We start from the raw sequence: 15,741 nt of genomic DNA on the forward strand, positions 1-15,741 counted from the left end.
GCGAGTGCGGCAGCGCGGGGCAGGCCAGCTGGTCGAGCAGGTCGAGGTCGGCCATCCGCGCCTCGACCAGGCGGGCCTTCAGCGACTGCGGTGAACTGTTGAATCCGTGCAGGTAGACGATCATCTTCGATACCCTGGAAATGCGGGACTGATTGCGGGGTGGCCACAAGCATAGCTGGTCAGCCGGCCGCGACGCGTTTACGATGGTGCCGGAGCGGGCAGCGACGCAGTCGCCACTCCCGGCCGAGCCTGGAAGGTCCGCCGGGTCGGTGCCGGGCAGACCCGCAGTGTCCTACCCTGGAGGAATGCACATGCAAGCCATCACCCGATTCCGCGTGGCCAACGTCGCCGCAAAGCGGTCGCTGGCCGCGACCCTGGCCCTGGCCCTGACGCTGACCCTTGGGCTGGGCCTTGCGGCGCCCGGCACGGCCCACGCGCAGAAGTGGTCGAGTGCCGCGCCGATCCCCGTCGGTGCCGAGGAGGTCTACGGCATCGCCGCCGGCGGGAAGCTGTACGTGTTCGGTGGCCTCGCTCCCGGCTGGAAGCCGATGGGGATGGTGTTCGAATACGACCCGGCCGGCGACCGCTGGACGCGCAAGCGCGACATGCCGGCGTTCCTGCACCATGTGGCACTGGCCACCGTCAACGGGAAGATCTACATGTTCGGCGGCTTCGAGTTGCCGGCCAAGGGCGACGCCGCATGGGCACCGGTGCGTACCTCCTGGGAATACGACCCGGTGGCCGATTCATGGCGCGCCCTGGCCCCCGCCCCGATGGCGCGCGGTGCCCACAACGCGGTCGTGATCGAGAACCGGATCCACCTGATCGGCGGCGCGGGGCTGCATCCCGGATCGAAAGAGACCGCCCTTCATCCGGCCCGCCCCCACCGAGCCCTCGGCACCCACGAGGTATTCGATCCGGCAACCAACGCGTGGTCGACCCGCGCCGACATGCCGACCGCGCGCAACCACGCCGCTGCCGGGGTCGTCGATGGGCGCATCTACGTGATCGGCGGCCGGCTCGGCTCGGTGTTCATCACCACCGCAACCAATACCGATATCGTCGAGGAGTACAACCCGGCGACCGACAGCTGGGGGCGACTGATGGCGCCCATGCCCAACCCGCGCAGTGCGGTGGCCTGGGGCGTGCACGGCGGCCGCCTCTACGTGATCGGCGGCGAGATGCGGCACCGTGATTTCTGGGCGACCTTCGCCGCGGTCGATGCATTCGATCCGAAGTCCAACAGCTGGACGCGCATGCCGCCGTTGCCGATGCCGCGCCACGGACTGGCGGCCGACTTCATCGGCAACCGGCTGCACGTGGTCAGCGGGCAGGTGCAGTCGGGCACGAACACGCCCGGGCTGGTCGCCAACACTGACCGGCATGACGTGTTGACGATCGGCGGCAACTGATGCGGCCAGGCTGCACCCGCCTGCGGCAGACCCGCGCGCAAGCGGTGGTCGCAGCAGCCGCCACTGCATTTGCGCTGGCATCCGGTGCCGCAGCGCAACCTGCAGCCGCACCCGCAGCGAAGGCGGCGGGGGACTGCAGCACCGGCCTGCCGGGCGGCGCGCGCACCGCTTCTGCGAATTACACGATTGCATGGCGTGCCGATCCGCAGAAGATTCCGGTCGGCCGCCACTTCTCGGTAGACATCCTGGTCTGCGCGAAGGCGGGTGCGGCCGTGGCAACGGCGGTTGCCATCGATGCGCGCATGCCGTCCCATGGGCACGGCATGAACTACAAGCCGACCCTGAAACCCGTCGGCGAGAACCGCTATCGCGCCGAAGGTTTGATGTTCCACATGCCCGGGCAGTGGGAGATGGTCTTCGACCTGCGCGCGGGCGACACGGTCGAGCGGGCCACCCAGGTGATGATGGTCCGCTGATGCCATCCCGAAGCGCGACCGCGGAGTGTCTGCTCGGGCTGGCGCTCGCGGTAGTGCTGTGCGGCACGTCCGCCCTTGCGGCCCAAGGGCCGAGAACGGCATCGGCGATGGTATCCGGAGCAGCGCCAGCCCCCGATGCCAGCCTGCGCGAGGCGATCCTCGGCCATGGCCCCTGGCCACCGCCTGCCTCGCCCGACCCCAGCAATCGCGTCGCAGGCTCGGCCGCGGCAGCCCGGTTCGGCCACAAGCTGTTCTTCGATCCGCGCCTCTCGACGGACGGCAGCGTCGCCTGCTCGACCTGCCATGTGCCCGAGTTCGGTTACACCGACCGGCGGCCGGTCGCGGTCGGGCTAGCGCCCACCGACCGCAACACGAAATCGGTCGTCGACGCCCGCTACAACCGCTGGTTCGGCTGGTCGGGCGCAACCGACAGCCTGTGGGCGGCGAGCCTGCGGCCACTGCTCGATCCGCGCGAGATGGGCAGCGCCGAACGGCATGTCGTGGACCGGGTGCGGCGCGAGCCCGACCTCGCATCCGGCTATCGGCGCGTGTTCGGCCAGCGCCCGGACAACGTCGACGATGGCCAGTTGTTCGCGGACATCGGCAAGGCGATGGCGGCCTTCCAGGCCACGCTGGTCAGCGGTCGCAGCGCGTTCGACGACTATCGCGATGCACTCGCGCGAGGCGACCGGCGCGGCCAGGTACGCTACCCGGCCGACGCGCTGCGAGGCCTGCAACTGTTCGTCGGTCGCGCCCAGTGCAACCTCTGCCATTTCGGGCCGCAGTTCACCAACGGTGAGTTCGACAAGGTCGGCATCAGCGTCCGCCGCCCGGACGGGCGCATCGACTGGGGACGACATGACGGCATCAAGGCACTGCAGTCGAGCCGTTTCTCCCTGCTTGGGCGATTCAACGACGACCCCGCGCGCAGGACCGCCCAGAGCACGCGGCATGTCGCGCTGACCAGCGAGGCCTACGGCCAGTTCCGCGTGCCGGCCCTGCGCAATGTCGCGCGCACCGCGCCGTACATGCACGACGGCTCACTGGCCACGCTGACCGATGTCGTCCGCCACTACTCCACGATCGACGCGGTGAAGCTGCATCTCGCGATGCCACACTCACATGGTGAGCCGGGCGACGATCTGCCCGCGCGGCCGACCGACAGCGTGCTGCGCACGCTCGACCTGAACGAGCGCGAGATCGCTGACCTGGTCGCGTTCCTCGAATCGCTCAGCGAACGCCGCCCGCGCCGTTGAGGGCGAGGGCAGCGCCGACATTCACCGAATCTGGTGCTCGAGCGTCTTCGCGAGTTCGAGCAGCAGGGTGTCGTTGCCGCGCGCGGCGATCAACGATATGCCGAGCGGACAGCCGTCGAGCGTAGCCATCGGCAGCGAGACCTGGGGCAGACGGGCGAGGCCCGCGATGGACAGGATCGCCAGTGCGCGTGCGCGGAAGTCGTCGATCTCGGCGGCCGGGGCGCCGATCTTCGGGGCGATGCCGGGGGAAGCTGGCAGCACCAGTACCGCGTTGCCGGCAAGCATGCGATCCATCCGCCGCGAGACCTCTTCGCGCTTCGAGGCGGCCCCCAGCAGCATCGCACGATCGACGGTGGATGCCCACTGGAAGCGTTCCTTGATGCCGGGCCCGAGCGCCGGCTTGTGCTCGGTGATCCAAGCGCCAAGCGACTGCCAGGCCTCGTGCGCCTGGATCACGCGGAACACGTTCATGCCCCAGTCGTCCAGGCCTTCCGCAGCGACGGTCACCGGCTCGGCCTTGCCCAGCACCGACTCGACCTTCGCTACGGCGCCTTGCAGCGCATCGCCGACCGTACGGCCTGCGCGCTCGAATGCGTCGGCCGCCAGCAGCAGCCGGCCTGGCACGGCCGCCGGTGCGTCGTCGCCGAGCAGCACGCGTCCGACCTTCTCGAACAGTGCTGCATCGCGCGCGAACCAGCCCGCCGTGTCGAACGACGGACCGAGCGGGCAGGCCCCCTCGAGCGACACGCGGCCGTGCGACGGACGCATTCCGTACAGGCCGCAGAAGCTGGCCGGCAGGCGTACCGAGCCGCCGGTGTCGCTGCCCAGCGCGAAGTCGACCAGGCCTGCCGCCGTCGCGGCGGCAGAACCGCTGGAAGAACCGCCGGTATCGCGTCCCGGTGCATTCGGATTCAGCACCGAGCCGTAGTGGACGTTCTCGCCGTTCAGGCTGTAGGTCAGTTCGGCAGTCTGGGTCTTGCCGACGAGCGTCGCGCCAGCGGCGACCAGTTGCCGCACAGCCACGGCCGTGTGCTTCGCCGGCGCGTGCGTGGCAAGCCAGGTCGGGCTGCCGAACGTGCACCCGTGCCCTTCGACATCGTAGATGTCCTTCGCGCCGAAGGTCAGCCCGCAGAGCGGGCCGGTAGCCGCGCCTGCCAGTTCGGCATGGGTCTCGCGGACGAAGGCGTTGAAGGTATCGCGGTCGAGGATCGAAGACATGGCGGTCACGGCAGTCAGGGACGGTGGAGGGTAACCGGCTGGCGGGAAAAGGTCATCCGGCCACGCTTGAAACCCATCAGTACCGGCGGCAGTTCGGCGACTGCATGCTCGGGCGCCGTGGTGTCGATCACCACCAGGTCGGCGGCGCGTCCGACATCCACGCCGTAGTCGTCCCGGCGCAGCAGTTTCGCCGAGCGACGGGTCACCATCTCGAAGCACTCGCGGATCTCGTCGCGCCGGCCGACGTGGCAGATGTTCGCGTACAGGTTCGACATGCGCAGCAGCGAGCAGTCGCCGAACGGAGTGAACGGATTCAGGATGTTGTTGCTGGACAGGTTGCCGTTCACCCCGTACGCGAGGAGTTCATGCACCGGCAGCACGCTGCGCAGCTTTGCGTGGGTACGGTCGCGGCCCATCAGGTACAGGTCGGTCGCCGGCAGCACGGTCACCGCGACGCCGGCCTCGGCCAGCGTCTTCGCGATGCGGGCAAACCGTTCCGGGTCGACCAGCGCCAGCTTGGTGACATGGCCGATCGCCACGCGTCCGCCGTAGCCGTATTTCTCGGTCACTTCGCACACGTACTCGATGTCCATGTGATCGGTGGCCATGCCGAAGTCGAGATGCATGTCGATGTCGGCGTCGAACTCGCGCGCGATCTCGAAGATGCGGTCGATCTGCGCATGGGAGTCGCTGTCGCAGTACGGCGCGGCACCGATCACGCGCGCGCCCTGCTTCATTGCCGCCACCAGCAACTCGTCCGTGCCCGGGTTGTTGAGCAGTCCTTCCTGCGGAAAAACGCAGACCTCGATGTCGATCGCCCAGCGGTATTCGTCGACCAGCGACATCACGCCATCGAAACCCCGCAGCCCGACCACTGGATCCACCTCGACATGGGTACGCATCACGCCGGTGCCCTGCGCGATCGCATTCTCCAGCGTACGCCGCGCGCGGCCGGCGACATCCTCGGCAGTGAACGAACGCTTCTGCAGCGCCACCTGCGAGATCGCCTCGTCCAGCGTGCCTTTCTCCGAGGTGCAACGGTCCAGGATGCAACTCTTGTCGAGGTGGATATGCGTCTCGACGAAAGCGGGCGCGACCAGCCGCCCGTCGAGATCGATCACCTTGGCGGCGTAGCCCGCAGGCATTACCCCGGCCGGCTCGATCGCCGCGATGCGCCCGGCCTCGATGCCGACATCGAACGTCGCCGTGTAGTCACGGCCGAGAATGCGCGCATTGCGCAGCAGGGTATCCATCGCGTCCACTCCTCAAGGCTGAAATCCGGGTCTGACCCCGGGGTCTGACCCTGGGGTCTGACCCCGGGGTCAGACCCCATTTTCCTGCCATTTTCCCGGATATCGGGCGAGGGCCACGTCCAACAGGACCTTTCAGCCCGGCCGATCGGGTCTGACCCGATTCATCCGGCGCTTCCGGTAAGCTGCGGTGTACATCGTTCGAGGACCTTCATCGTGGCAATCCAGACTTCCCGTGCAACGCGCGGCATGGCGACCGCACCGCATTCACTGGCCAGCGAATCCGCCGTCGCCGTGTTGCGCGAGGGCGGCAATGCACTCGAGGCGATGATCGCCGCAGCGGCGACCATCTCGGTCGTCTATCCGCACATGAACGGTATCGGCGGTGACGCGTTCTGGCTGGTGCACGAGCCCGGCAAGCCAGTCACCACGATCGATGCCTGCGGCCCGGCGGCGATGGCCGCGAGCCGCGACTGGTACGCCGGGCACGGCGTGGCTTCGATCCCGTTCCGCGGACCGATCGCGGCGAACACGGTTGCCGGCACGATCGCTGGCTGGGGGCTTGCGCAGCAGTTGTCGGCGCAGCGCTTGGGTGGACGACTGCCGCTGTCACGCCTGCTCGCCGACGCGATCCATTACGCCGCGCACGGCCACGCCGTCACCCACAGCTACACGAACACCACGCGCGCCAAGCTCGCCGAGATCCGCGACCAGCCCGGCTTCGCGGCCCGCTTCATGCCGGGCGGTGAAGTGCCGCTTCCGGGATCGTTGATGAAGCAGGGGAAGATCGCGACCACGCTGTCGCGTATCGCCAGCGCCGGCACCGACGACTTCTACCGTGGCGAGCTCGCGGCCAGCATCGCCGCCGACCTGAAGGCGCTGGGCAGCCCGGTATCGGCAGCCGACCTCGCCGCGTACCAGGCCATGGAGCGGCCGCCGGTACACCTCGCGCATTCGCGCGGCACGCTGTACAACATGGCACCACCGACGCAGGGCATGGTGGCGCTCGCGATCCTCGGCATCGCCGACCGCCTCGGCCTCGAAGCCGTGCCTGCGGACAGCGCCGCCTACCTGCACCGGATGGTCGAGGCGACCAAGCAGGCGTTCTTCATGCGCGACCGGCATGTGACCGACCCGAAGTACATGACCGTCGATCCGCAGTCGCTGCTCACGGCGGCCGAGATGGACCGCCGCGCCGCGCGCATCGACCTCGGGCGGGCGCTGGCCTGGCCTGCGCCCCAGCCTCCGGCGGATACGGTCTGGATGGGTGTCGTCGACAGCGCCGGCCGCGCCGTGAGCTTCATCCAGAGCACCTACCACGAGTTCGGCAGCGGCGTCGTGCTCGATGGCACCGGCATCAACTGGCAGAACCGAGGCGCATCCTTCTCGCTGGATCCGGCCGCGCTGAACACGCTGGAGCCAGGCCGCAAGCCCTTCCACACGCTCAACCCGGCGATGGCCCATCTGTCCGACGGCCGCGTGATGGTCTACGGCACGATGGGCGGCGAAGGCCAGCCGCAGACGCAGGCCGCGGTGTTCACGCGGCATGTGGTGTACGGACAGGACCTGCAGGCGGCGATCAGCGCACCGCGCTGGCTGCTCGGGCGCACCTGGGGCCAGGCGACGCAATCCCTGAAGGTCGAGTCGCGCTTCGAGCCGGTCGTGGTCGATGCGCTGCGGGCGCTGGGCCACGAGGTCGAGGTTTATGGCGCATTCGACGAAACCATGGGACACGCCGGGGCGATCGTCGCCCATCCGGGCGGTGTCGTCGAAGGCGCAAGCGACCCGCGCAGCGACGGCGCTGCGATCGGCTGGTAGGGCTGGAACGTCCGCAACGCCTGGAACGGCTGGGGTAACGGCTGGGGTCTGACCCCACAGGGGTCAGATATCCAGTGTCAGCCCTGCGATGCAGGAACGGTGCCCGATACCGGTCGCACTCGACCGCGCAGAACTACTCGACCCGCGCGCCCGAAGCCTTGACGATCTTCGCGATACGGTCGACCTCGCTGCGGATAAAGCGGTCGAACTCCTCCGGCGTGGTGTAGCGCGGATCGACGCCCTGCCCGAGCATCCGCTCGCGTACGTCCGGCAGTTCCAGCACGCGGCGCACCTCGGCGCTGATCAGTTTGACCACAGGCCTGGGTGTCTTCGACGGCGCGAGGATACCCAGCCAGAGGTCGAACTCGAAGCCAGGCAGCCCGGCCTCGGCCACGGTTGGCAGTTCCGGCAGCGCAGGCGCCCGGCGCTGCGTGCTCACCGCCAGCGGCAGCACCCGGCGGTCGCGCACGAAAGGCAGTGCGGGGGACAGCGGCGCGAAGAACATCTGGACACGGTTGGAAGCGACGTCATTGAGCGCCTCGGGCGTACCCTTGAACGGGACATGCACGATGTCGATCCCGGCCGCGAGCTTGAACTGCTCGCCGTTCAGGTGCGTACCGGTACCGATGCCTGCGGAGGCGAAATTCAGTTGCCCAGGCCTGGACTTCGCCAGTGCGATCAGGTCGCGCAGGTTCCTGGCGGGCACCTCCGGCGACACGACCAGCACGTTGGGCGTGCTGCCGACCTGGGCGACGCCCGCGAAGTCCTTCAGCGTATCGAACGGCAGTTTCGCGTAGAGCGACGCGTTGACCGCATGCGAGATCGAGTTGAGCATCAGCGTGTGCCCGTCGGGCTGCGCCGACACCAGCATGTTGCCGGCGACCGTCCCGCCCGCGCCGGGACGATTGTCCACCAGCACCTGCTGGCCCCAGTTCTCGCTCATGCGCTGGCCGAGCAGCCGCGCGACGATATCGGTCTGGCTGCCTGCCGAGACGGGGATCAGCACGCGAACCGGCCGCTGCGGAAAAACGGCGGATGACGGCTGCGCGAAGACCGGCATCCCGGCGGCCAGCCCGGCACCCAGCCCCATGAGCAGCAGCGACGCGCGTGCACGCCGATGGCGTGCGAGCAGATGCCTATACATGATCTTCCTCCTCCGTTTACCGATGACCCGGTGGATCCGGGTTCCTCTGGTTCACCCGAGCGTTACCTTCACGCTGCCGGCAGGGTGCAGCATGTAGCGCACCGTGTCTCCGGCAACGCCGAACACCGGCGGCACGATGGACCCAGTGATCACGACCTCCCCTGCCCGCAACCGCAGCCCGAAACCGGCAAGTACCTTTGCGACATGCCGGACGATGTCGACCGGATCGCCGGTCAGTGCATGCAGCGGGTCAGGCACCGCCAGACTGGACTCGACCGGCGACCCACCCTGCACGCTCCGGTGCCATACCGACGCGGCCAGCGCCGGGTGCAGCACCTCGCCACCGTCGACCGGCCGCACGTCGATGACAGGACCGAACACCACGTGGCGCTGGTAGATGTTCGCCGCGACGATACGCTCGACGTCGTCGGGCGCGAAGGCGAGATCCGCCAGTTCGAGCGCGGGAGCGATCGTACCGATTGCCGCAACGGCGGCGGCACGGTCCTCGCTACCGTCGAGGTCGCGGGCGAGCGTCACCGCAACCTCCGGCTCGACCACCGGCTTCACCCAGCCGCGCACATCGACGACCGCGCTGTCGTCCAGCCGTGCGCTGGCGAGCAGGTGCCCTACCACCGGCGCCTGCAGGCCCAGCTTCACCATCGCGGCCGGTGCGCCGAAACCTACCTTCCATCCAAGCAACGACTCGCCACGGGCTTGAGCCTCGTCCAGGGCGACCATCTGCCTGGCAAACCCCCGCATCGCCCGATCATCGCTCCAGCCGACTTGCATGCGCAGGCCTCCTGCAGTCAGTGAGTGCGGCCGCCTTCGATGGACTCGTACCCGGCCGCCTCGAGCGAGCCTGCGCCGCTCCAGCCCCACACCAGCACGACGTCCTTGTCCGACGTGTTCTTGAAGCCGTGCCAGTGGCCGCGCGGCGTGAATACTACGTCGCCCTCGCAGGATTCCCGCTCGGTGCCATCCTCAAGGTACATGACGCCGCGGCCACTCACCACGATCCAGAACTCGTCGCAGTTGAAGTGCCGGTGCCGGTCGTGCTGGGCACCGGGCGGAAGCACCGTCCAGCCCACCAGCAGCTTGTCGCTCTTGCAGTTCTGCGCGTTGATCAGGAACTGGACCTGCATGTCGACCCAGCCGTCCTTGGCCTTCAGGCCGCCGACCTTGGGAACGTCGGCGAGGCGGGTCATGAAGGGGCTGGCGCCCTGCGTGAACTCATCGGGTTTCATCGGCTCATGCCTCCAAGTCGCCGGTAGGCTTCGTGCGCGACCACGAAGTCGTGGTGGTCGATGCCGAAGCCCCGGCAGGCGTTCATCATCTCGTTGGCCGCGGCAGCCAGCGGCGCGGGCATGCCCAGCTTGCGCGCCAGTTCCAGCACCATGGTCATGTCCTTCTGCTGCAGCGTCACGTCGGCCAGCGGCACGGCGGGCATCTTCCCTTCCAGGATGAACGGCCCGCGGTAGCCCAGCACCGGCGAAGCCACCACGCTCGCGAGCATCGCCTCGACGGCGATCTCACGGTCGACGCCGCCCTTCTCCGCCAGCGCGACGCCCTCGCAGAAGGCGATCACCTCGACCATCAGCACGAGGTTGATCGCGAGCTTGAGTTGCACCGCGAGCCCGCGCTCGCCGATGTAGGTCGCCTTCGCGCCGATGGCCAGCAGCACCGACAGCACCTTCTCGAAAGCCGCCCGGTCGCCACCAACCATCACCGACGCCTTGCCCTGTACCACCGTGACCGGGCTGCCGGAGATCGGCGCATCGAGCATCGTGCGCCCGGCCGCCAGGAAAGCCGCCGACACCTCGCGGCTCGACTCGGGCGTGATCGTGCTCATGTCGAGGTAGACCGCGTCCTCTCGCAGCCCGGACAGGATGCCGTCCGGGCCGAGCGCCACCGCGCGTACTGCCGCGGCATCGGTGAGGATCGAGAACACGACGTCACTGCCCGCGGCAAGCGCGGCTGGCGTGTCGGCCCAGCCCATGCCCTGGGCGAGCAGCGGCTCGGCCTTGTCCCGGCTGCGGTTCCAGCCGGTGACCTGATGACCGGCGGCCAGCAGCCGCGGCACGATGCACTGGCCCATGGCGCCCAGCCCTGCGAATCCGATGCGCATTGCCCTCCTCCACGGCACTCCGGCCGTCTTCGATGCCAGGCAGTATAGGATTCCCGTTAAGTGGTGGTCAACAGCTGTTGCCTGTCACTTAACACGCCGCGCGGCACGTCGGCGCGGCGCATCCAGGCCGGCGCCGCGCATCACCAGCCAGACGGCCACGGCGGGCTGGTCGCCAATCGCCCAGAGCCGGTGCGGCCGCTGAGACTCGAAGCTCACCGCGTCCCCGGGGCCGAGTTCGTACTCATCGAAGCCCACGGCCACGCCGAGCCGTCCGCTCACCAGGTAGCCATACTCGCGTCCATGGTGACGGAGCATCTCTCCCGACTCGGAGGACGAGGCTCCGACCGCATACGTGACGAGCACGAAGTCGGCGTCCGGGTCGCTTCCGGCCGTGAGCTGCTGCCACTCGACGCCCCTGGCAAGGCCGATCTTCTTTCCTGCGCCGGCACGCATCACCGGCGAGGGCACCGGCGCCTCGACGTGCGCCGCAGCGCCGTGCTCGCGCGAATCGAACAGGTGGTCGAGCGAGATCGACAGCTCGCGCACGATAGCCCACAGGGTGTCGACCGACGGCTTCACGTTGCCGCGCTCGATCTGCGAGAGCAGGCTCGCCGACACGCCCACGGCGCGCGCCAGCTCCCGCATGCCGATCCCCGCCCGTTCACGCGCATCCCGGATGCGCGTGCCGAGCGCCACGGTCATCGCCTCGGACAGCCGGGGCGATTCCGCCTGGACGGCAGGACGCGGGCGGGTCGCAGCCCGGGCCACGACCCGCTTTGCCGGTGGGACCAACTCAGAAGTACGGCTGGCCCGCCTTGACCGGCGGCTCCCACTCGCAGGCCGACCACGGTCCGTCGCCCTGCTCGCCGACATAGGCGATGCGGCCAGACTTCTTCGGCACGCGCTTGCCGCTGAACAGGCCCTGCAGCCAGTCCATCACGTAGTCGTGGCAGTCCATGCCGCCCAGGTTGGGAATGCCCCACAGCGGGTGGTACTGGTTCTCCATGATCCACATCTCCTTCGGCACCTTCAGGTCGCCGTAGGCCTCGATCGCTTCCTCGAGCGGGCAGAGCGGATCGAACTCGCCGGTGACCAGCAGCGTCGGGCACTTCACCTTGTCGAGGTAGCCGCGCACGGTCATCGGCTGCGCCACTTCGACATCGAACTTTGCCTCGTCGTCGTAGCCGGCCATGTACATGAACATCTGCTTGAAGCGCGGCGAGGACTGCGTGAAGATCGTGTTGTTCGGGTTGAAGCAGGCGACCGAGCTCACCACCGCAGCTGCACGATGGTCGTAGCTCGACAGGCGCAGGCACCAGTAGCTGCCCATGCTGATGCCGTAGATGGCGATCTTCTTCTTGTCCACTTCCGGCCGTTTCATCAGCCAGCTGATCACCGCCGCGCCGGCGCGCTCGTAGTTGTCGCCGACCGCGCGGATCTTCTGCAGGTTCGAGTTGCCCTGGCCCGGGCCGTCGATCGCGATCACGTGGAAGCCGCGCGACAGCGCGATGTTGTGCGAGACCTTGGGGAACACTTCCTTGGTCTGGTCCATGCCGGGCACGTAGATCACCACCGGCGCCTTCGGCTTGCCGGGCAGCATGTGGTACAGGCACGAGATCGTCTTGCCGTCGTCGAACGGCACCTCGACGCGCTCGATCGGATACGACGCGGTCTCGATGCGCCGGTCGACCATCTCGTTGAGTTTCTTGTAGAGCGCCTTCTTGACCGGATGATTGTCGAAGAAGATCGGGTGCTGGGCCATCCGGTAGCCCTCGACCGCATGGTCATAGTGGTGGGTGGCGGTCGCGTTCGCGCCCATTGCCTGCGCGCGCTTGGCGAGCCGCTCGTGCCGCTCGGCCGACTTGCGCCAGACCTTCGGCAACATGCGGTAGTTGCGTGCGCGCGTACCGGCCGGCACCTCGATGTCGTCACGCTCGAAGTTCTGCACGCGGCCGCGCATGTTCAGCGCGAGGTCGAGCATCCATTGTTGATCGTCGCGCTGGGTGCGCAGCTTGCGGATCATCTGTGTACTCCTCCTTTGGGTATCTGCAGCCCGGCGAATATAGCCGATGCAACACGCGGGGTCAGGCCCGATGGGCGCGCGCCCTGCCCCCCGGGCCACGTGCGTCAGTTCGCCGGGACGCAGCGCTCCAACGCCCAGGCGCGCAACGCCTCGACCTTCTCGGCCATCATCACCGACAGCGGGCGCGTGCGGCCGATCTCGTCGAGCAGGTGGGCGGTCGCAAGCGGCTCCTTGCGAGCATGCGCCTCGTACATGGCGGCGACGATCGCCTGCTCGATCTCGGCACCCGAGAAGCCGTCCGTCGCCTTCGAAAGCGCAGACAGGTCGAAGTCGGTCGGATCGCGCTTGCGCCGCTCCAGGTGGATGGCGAGGATGTCGCTGCGGGTCGTCGCATCCGGCAGGTCGACGAAGAAGATCTCGTCGAAGCGGCCCTTTCGAAGCAGTTCGGGCGGCAGCCGTGAGATGTCGTTCGCAGTAGCGACCAGGAACACCGGCTCACGGCGCTCGGACATCCAGGTCAGCAGCGTCCCGAGGATGCGCTTCGAGACGCCCCCATCCCCGCCGGATTCGTCCGCTGCGAGGCCCTTCTCGATCTCGTCGATCCAGAGCACGCACGGCGACATCCGCGCAGCGCCCTTAAGCGCCTCGCGCAGGTTGCGTTCCGTCTCGCCGGTGAACTTGTTGTAGAGCGTCGCGAAATCGAGCCGCAGCAGCGGCAGCCGCCAGGCCCCCGCAACGGATTTCGCAGCCAGGCTCTTGCCACTGCCCTGCACGCCGAGCAGCAGGATACCCTTGGGGGGCGGCAGGTCCTGCGTGCCCGGCTCTCCGGCAAACACCGCGCGACGCAGGTTCAGCCAGCGCTTGAGGTTGGCCAGCCCACCGACATTGGCGAAGCTGCCGGTATCGAGTTCGACGTCGAGCACGCCGCCGGCCGCGAGGTTCTCGCGCTTGAAGCGAACGATGCGATCGACATCTGCCATGTTCAGCGCACCGTCCTGGTCGAGTCCCTGCCGGATCAGCCGGCGCGCATCCTCGACGGGGATGCCGGTCAGGTGCTGGGTGACCAGCGCTATCGCCTCCGGGTCGCCCTTCGGCCTGGCCCCGTTGCGCGACTCCCACATCCGTGCCTCTTCGCGGATGATCTGCCGGATGCGCGTGGCGTCGGGCAGCGCGATCTCGAAGCGCGCGGTCAGGTGGTGCAGTTCCGGCGGCAGTTCCAGCTTCGGGCTGACGAACACCAGCGTGCGGGCGCACCTGGCGTAGCCCTGCGCGATCTCGCGGATCAGCCGCACGTTGCCTGGATCCTGCAGGTAAGGATGGGCATCGAGCAGCGTGTAGACGCCGTTCTGCGGTGTCTTGTCGATATGGCGCAGCGCGTCGACCAGGTTGTTGGTGCCGGTCATGCGGTCGGTACGCGTCGTGCGGCGCAGTCCGTCCACCACCGACCACGCGAACGAGGCCCAACCGAGCAGGTTCGCGCTCTTCTCGATCACGCCGAGCATGCGCGCTTCCTCGGTGGTCTCGATCGTGACGAGCGGAAAGCGCGACTCGAGGATGATCGAGAGGTCCTTGACGTCGTTCACGCTGGCGTCCGACCTCCGCCGTTGGCCACCTGTTGCAGCCGCCCGAGCAGCTTCTCGTGGATCCCGCCGAAGCCCCCGTTGCTCATCACCAGCACATGGTCGCCGCTGCGCGCCTCGGCGACGATCGCCTCGATCAGCGCGGGCAGGTCGTCATGCGTCGCCAGTTTCGGGCCGAGTGCCGCCAGCGTGCCGTTCGCATCCCAGCCGAGGTTCGCGGTGTAGCAGAACACACGGTCGGCCTCGCCCAGGCTTGCCGGCAGCGCATCCTTCAGCATGCCCATGCGCATGGTGTTCGAGCGCGGCTCGAGCACGGCCAGCACACGCGCACTGCCGATGCGCGCGCGCAGGCCCTTGAGCGTCGTCTCGATCGCCGTCGGGTGGTGGGCGAAGTCGTCGTACACGGTGACGCCGCCGGCTACGCCCCGCGTCTCGAGCCGCCGCTTGACGCCGCGGAACTTCCCCAGCGCCGACAGGCTGATGCCGGGCGAGATGCCCGCGTGCCGCGCTGCGGCGATCGCCGCCATCGCGTTCTGCACGTTGTGCTCGCCGGCGAGGGACCAGCGCAGGTGCCCGAACGACTCGCCGCGGAAGCCGATCTCGACCGCACCGCTCTCATCGACGGCACCCGCATGCCATCCGCCCTCGGTGTTGAACGACTCGTTCGGCGTCCAGCAGCCACGCTCGAGCACCCGCCCGAGGGCTTCCGAGCGCGCATTCCAGACGATCCGCCCGGCGCCGGGCACGATACGCACCAGGTGGTGGAACTGCTGCTCGATCGAGGCCAGGTCCGGGAAGATGTCTCCGTGGTCGAACTCGAGGTTGTTCAGAACGACCGTGCGCGGCCGGTAGTGGACGAACTTCGACCGCTTGTCGAAGAAGGCCGTGTCGTACTCGTCAGCCTCGATCACGAAGAACTGCGAATTGGCGAGCCGTGCGGACACCGGGAAATCGTGCGCGACCCCCCCGACCAGGAAGCCCGGATTCAGGCCGGCCTGCTCGAGGATGAACGCCAGCATCGCCGTGGTAGTGGTCTTGCCGTGCGTGCCGGCGATCGCCTGCACCCACTTGCCGCGCAGCACCTGCTCGGACAGCCACTGTGGGCCGGACACATAAGGCAGGCCGCGGTTGAGGATCTCCTCCATCAGCGCGTTGCCGCGCGACACCACGTTGCCGACCACGAACACATCGGGCTTCAGGCGGATCTGCGCGGGTTCGAAGCCCTCGATCAGTTCGATGCCCTGCTCCGCGAGCTGGGTGCTCATCGGCGGATAGACATTGGCGTCACAGCCGGTCACGCGGTGGCCGGCCTGGCGGGCGAGAACGGCGACCCCTCCCATGAAGGTTCCGCAGACACCGAGGACATGAATATGCATGGCATGGCGAGTGTAGACGAACGACCGGAGAATCGTCGCATTCGTCGAGGCAGACAGGTGGCA

General features: G+C 68.2%; 15 protein-coding genes. 4 read left to right on the plus strand and 11 right to left on the minus strand.

Features of this window, described 5'->3' with window-relative positions; genetic code table 11:
* The coding region (locus tag ING98_20850) for an esterase (GenBank protein MCA3104324.1) at nucleotides 1–124 on the minus strand (124 nt) is incomplete at its 3' end.
* A gap of 187 nt (nucleotides 125–311) precedes the next feature.
* On the opposite strand from ING98_20850, the gene ING98_20855 reads away from it, so the two are divergent.
* The 3 genes from ING98_20855 to ING98_20865 are packed head-to-tail and all read left to right on the plus strand — an operon-like array spanning nucleotide 312 to nucleotide 3,144.
* Entirely contained in the window at nucleotides 312–1,412 is a 1,101-nt protein-coding gene (locus ING98_20855; protein MCA3104325.1) for a kelch-like protein, read from the plus strand.
* Nucleotides 1,412–1,888 (plus strand): FixH family protein, encoded by a 477-nt coding sequence (locus tag ING98_20860; protein MCA3104326.1) that lies wholly within the window; start codon nucleotides 1,412–1,414, stop codon nucleotides 1,886–1,888. The genes ING98_20855 and ING98_20860 overlap by 1 nt, the downstream gene beginning before the upstream one ends.
* Nucleotides 1,888–3,144: a hypothetical protein gene (locus ING98_20865; GenBank protein MCA3104327.1), complete on the plus strand. Its 1,257-nt coding sequence runs from the start codon at nucleotides 1,888–1,890 to the stop codon at nucleotides 3,142–3,144. The genes ING98_20860 and ING98_20865 overlap by 1 nt, the downstream gene beginning before the upstream one ends.
* A 21-nt stretch (nucleotides 3,145–3,165) precedes the next feature.
* On the opposite strand, the gene ING98_20870 is transcribed toward ING98_20865, so the two are convergent.
* Both ING98_20870 and ING98_20875 read right to left on the minus strand, forming a co-directional pair.
* On the minus strand, nucleotides 3,166–4,362 hold the full coding sequence (locus ING98_20870; GenBank protein MCA3104328.1) for an amidase: 1,197 nt from the start codon (nucleotides 4,360–4,362) through the stop codon (nucleotides 3,166–3,168).
* Nucleotides 4,363–4,376: 14 nt separating this feature from the next.
* On the minus strand, nucleotides 4,377–5,615 hold the full coding sequence (locus ING98_20875; protein ID MCA3104329.1) for an amidohydrolase family protein: 1,239 nt from the start codon (nucleotides 5,613–5,615) through the stop codon (nucleotides 4,377–4,379).
* 246 nt (nucleotides 5,616–5,861) lie between these two features.
* Here ING98_20875 and ING98_20880 point away from each other — a divergent pair, with 246 nt between their 5' ends.
* On the plus strand, nucleotides 5,862–7,430 hold the full coding sequence (locus ING98_20880) for a gamma-glutamyltransferase family protein (GenBank protein ID MCA3104330.1): 1,569 nt from the start codon (nucleotides 5,862–5,864) through the stop codon (nucleotides 7,428–7,430).
* Between the two features lie 133 nt (nucleotides 7,431–7,563).
* Here the strand turns inward: ING98_20880 and ING98_20885 are convergent, their stop codons facing one another.
* From ING98_20885 to mpl, 8 genes are all read right to left on the minus strand, one after another.
* Nucleotides 7,564–8,520, minus strand: a complete 957-nt coding sequence (locus ING98_20885; protein MCA3104331.1) for a tripartite tricarboxylate transporter substrate binding protein — start codon at nucleotides 8,518–8,520, stop codon at nucleotides 7,564–7,566.
* Between the two features lie 105 nt (nucleotides 8,521–8,625).
* Entirely contained in the window at nucleotides 8,626–9,363 is a 738-nt protein-coding gene (locus ING98_20890; GenBank protein MCA3104332.1) for a hypothetical protein, read from the minus strand.
* A 17-nt stretch (nucleotides 9,364–9,380) separates the two neighbouring features.
* On the minus strand, nucleotides 9,381–9,818 hold the full coding sequence (locus ING98_20895; protein ID MCA3104333.1) for a cupin domain-containing protein: 438 nt from the start codon (nucleotides 9,816–9,818) through the stop codon (nucleotides 9,381–9,383).
* On the minus strand, nucleotides 9,815–10,699 hold the full coding sequence (locus tag ING98_20900; GenBank protein ID MCA3104334.1) for an NAD(P)-dependent oxidoreductase: 885 nt from the start codon (nucleotides 10,697–10,699) through the stop codon (nucleotides 9,815–9,817). Before ING98_20900 ends, ING98_20895 begins: the two co-directional genes overlap by 4 nt.
* An 84-nt stretch (nucleotides 10,700–10,783) precedes the next feature.
* Nucleotides 10,784–11,413: a cupin domain-containing protein gene (locus ING98_20905; protein MCA3104335.1), complete on the minus strand. Its 630-nt coding sequence runs from the start codon at nucleotides 11,411–11,413 to the stop codon at nucleotides 10,784–10,786.
* Nucleotides 11,414–11,492: 79 nt separating this feature from the next.
* Entirely contained in the window at nucleotides 11,493–12,722 is a 1,230-nt protein-coding gene (locus ING98_20910; GenBank protein MCA3104336.1) for an alpha/beta fold hydrolase, read from the minus strand.
* A 104-nt stretch (nucleotides 12,723–12,826) separates the two neighbouring features.
* The gene (locus tag ING98_20915) at nucleotides 12,827–14,305 is read right to left on the minus strand and encodes an AAA family ATPase (GenBank protein ID MCA3104337.1); all 1,479 of its coding nucleotides are present in this window, start codon (nucleotides 14,303–14,305) and stop codon (nucleotides 12,827–12,829) included.
* Nucleotides 14,302–15,678, minus strand: a complete 1,377-nt coding sequence (mpl, locus tag ING98_20920; GenBank protein MCA3104338.1) for a UDP-N-acetylmuramate:L-alanyl-gamma-D-glutamyl-meso-diaminopimelate ligase — start codon at nucleotides 15,676–15,678, stop codon at nucleotides 14,302–14,304. The genes ING98_20915 and mpl overlap by 4 nt, the downstream gene beginning before the upstream one ends.
* Nucleotides 15,679–15,741: the final 63 nt, after the last annotated feature.

The sequence above is a fragment of the Rhodocyclaceae bacterium genome, assembly GCA_020248265.1.
Classification (GTDB): domain Bacteria; phylum Pseudomonadota; class Gammaproteobacteria; order Burkholderiales; family CAIKXV01; genus CAIKXV01.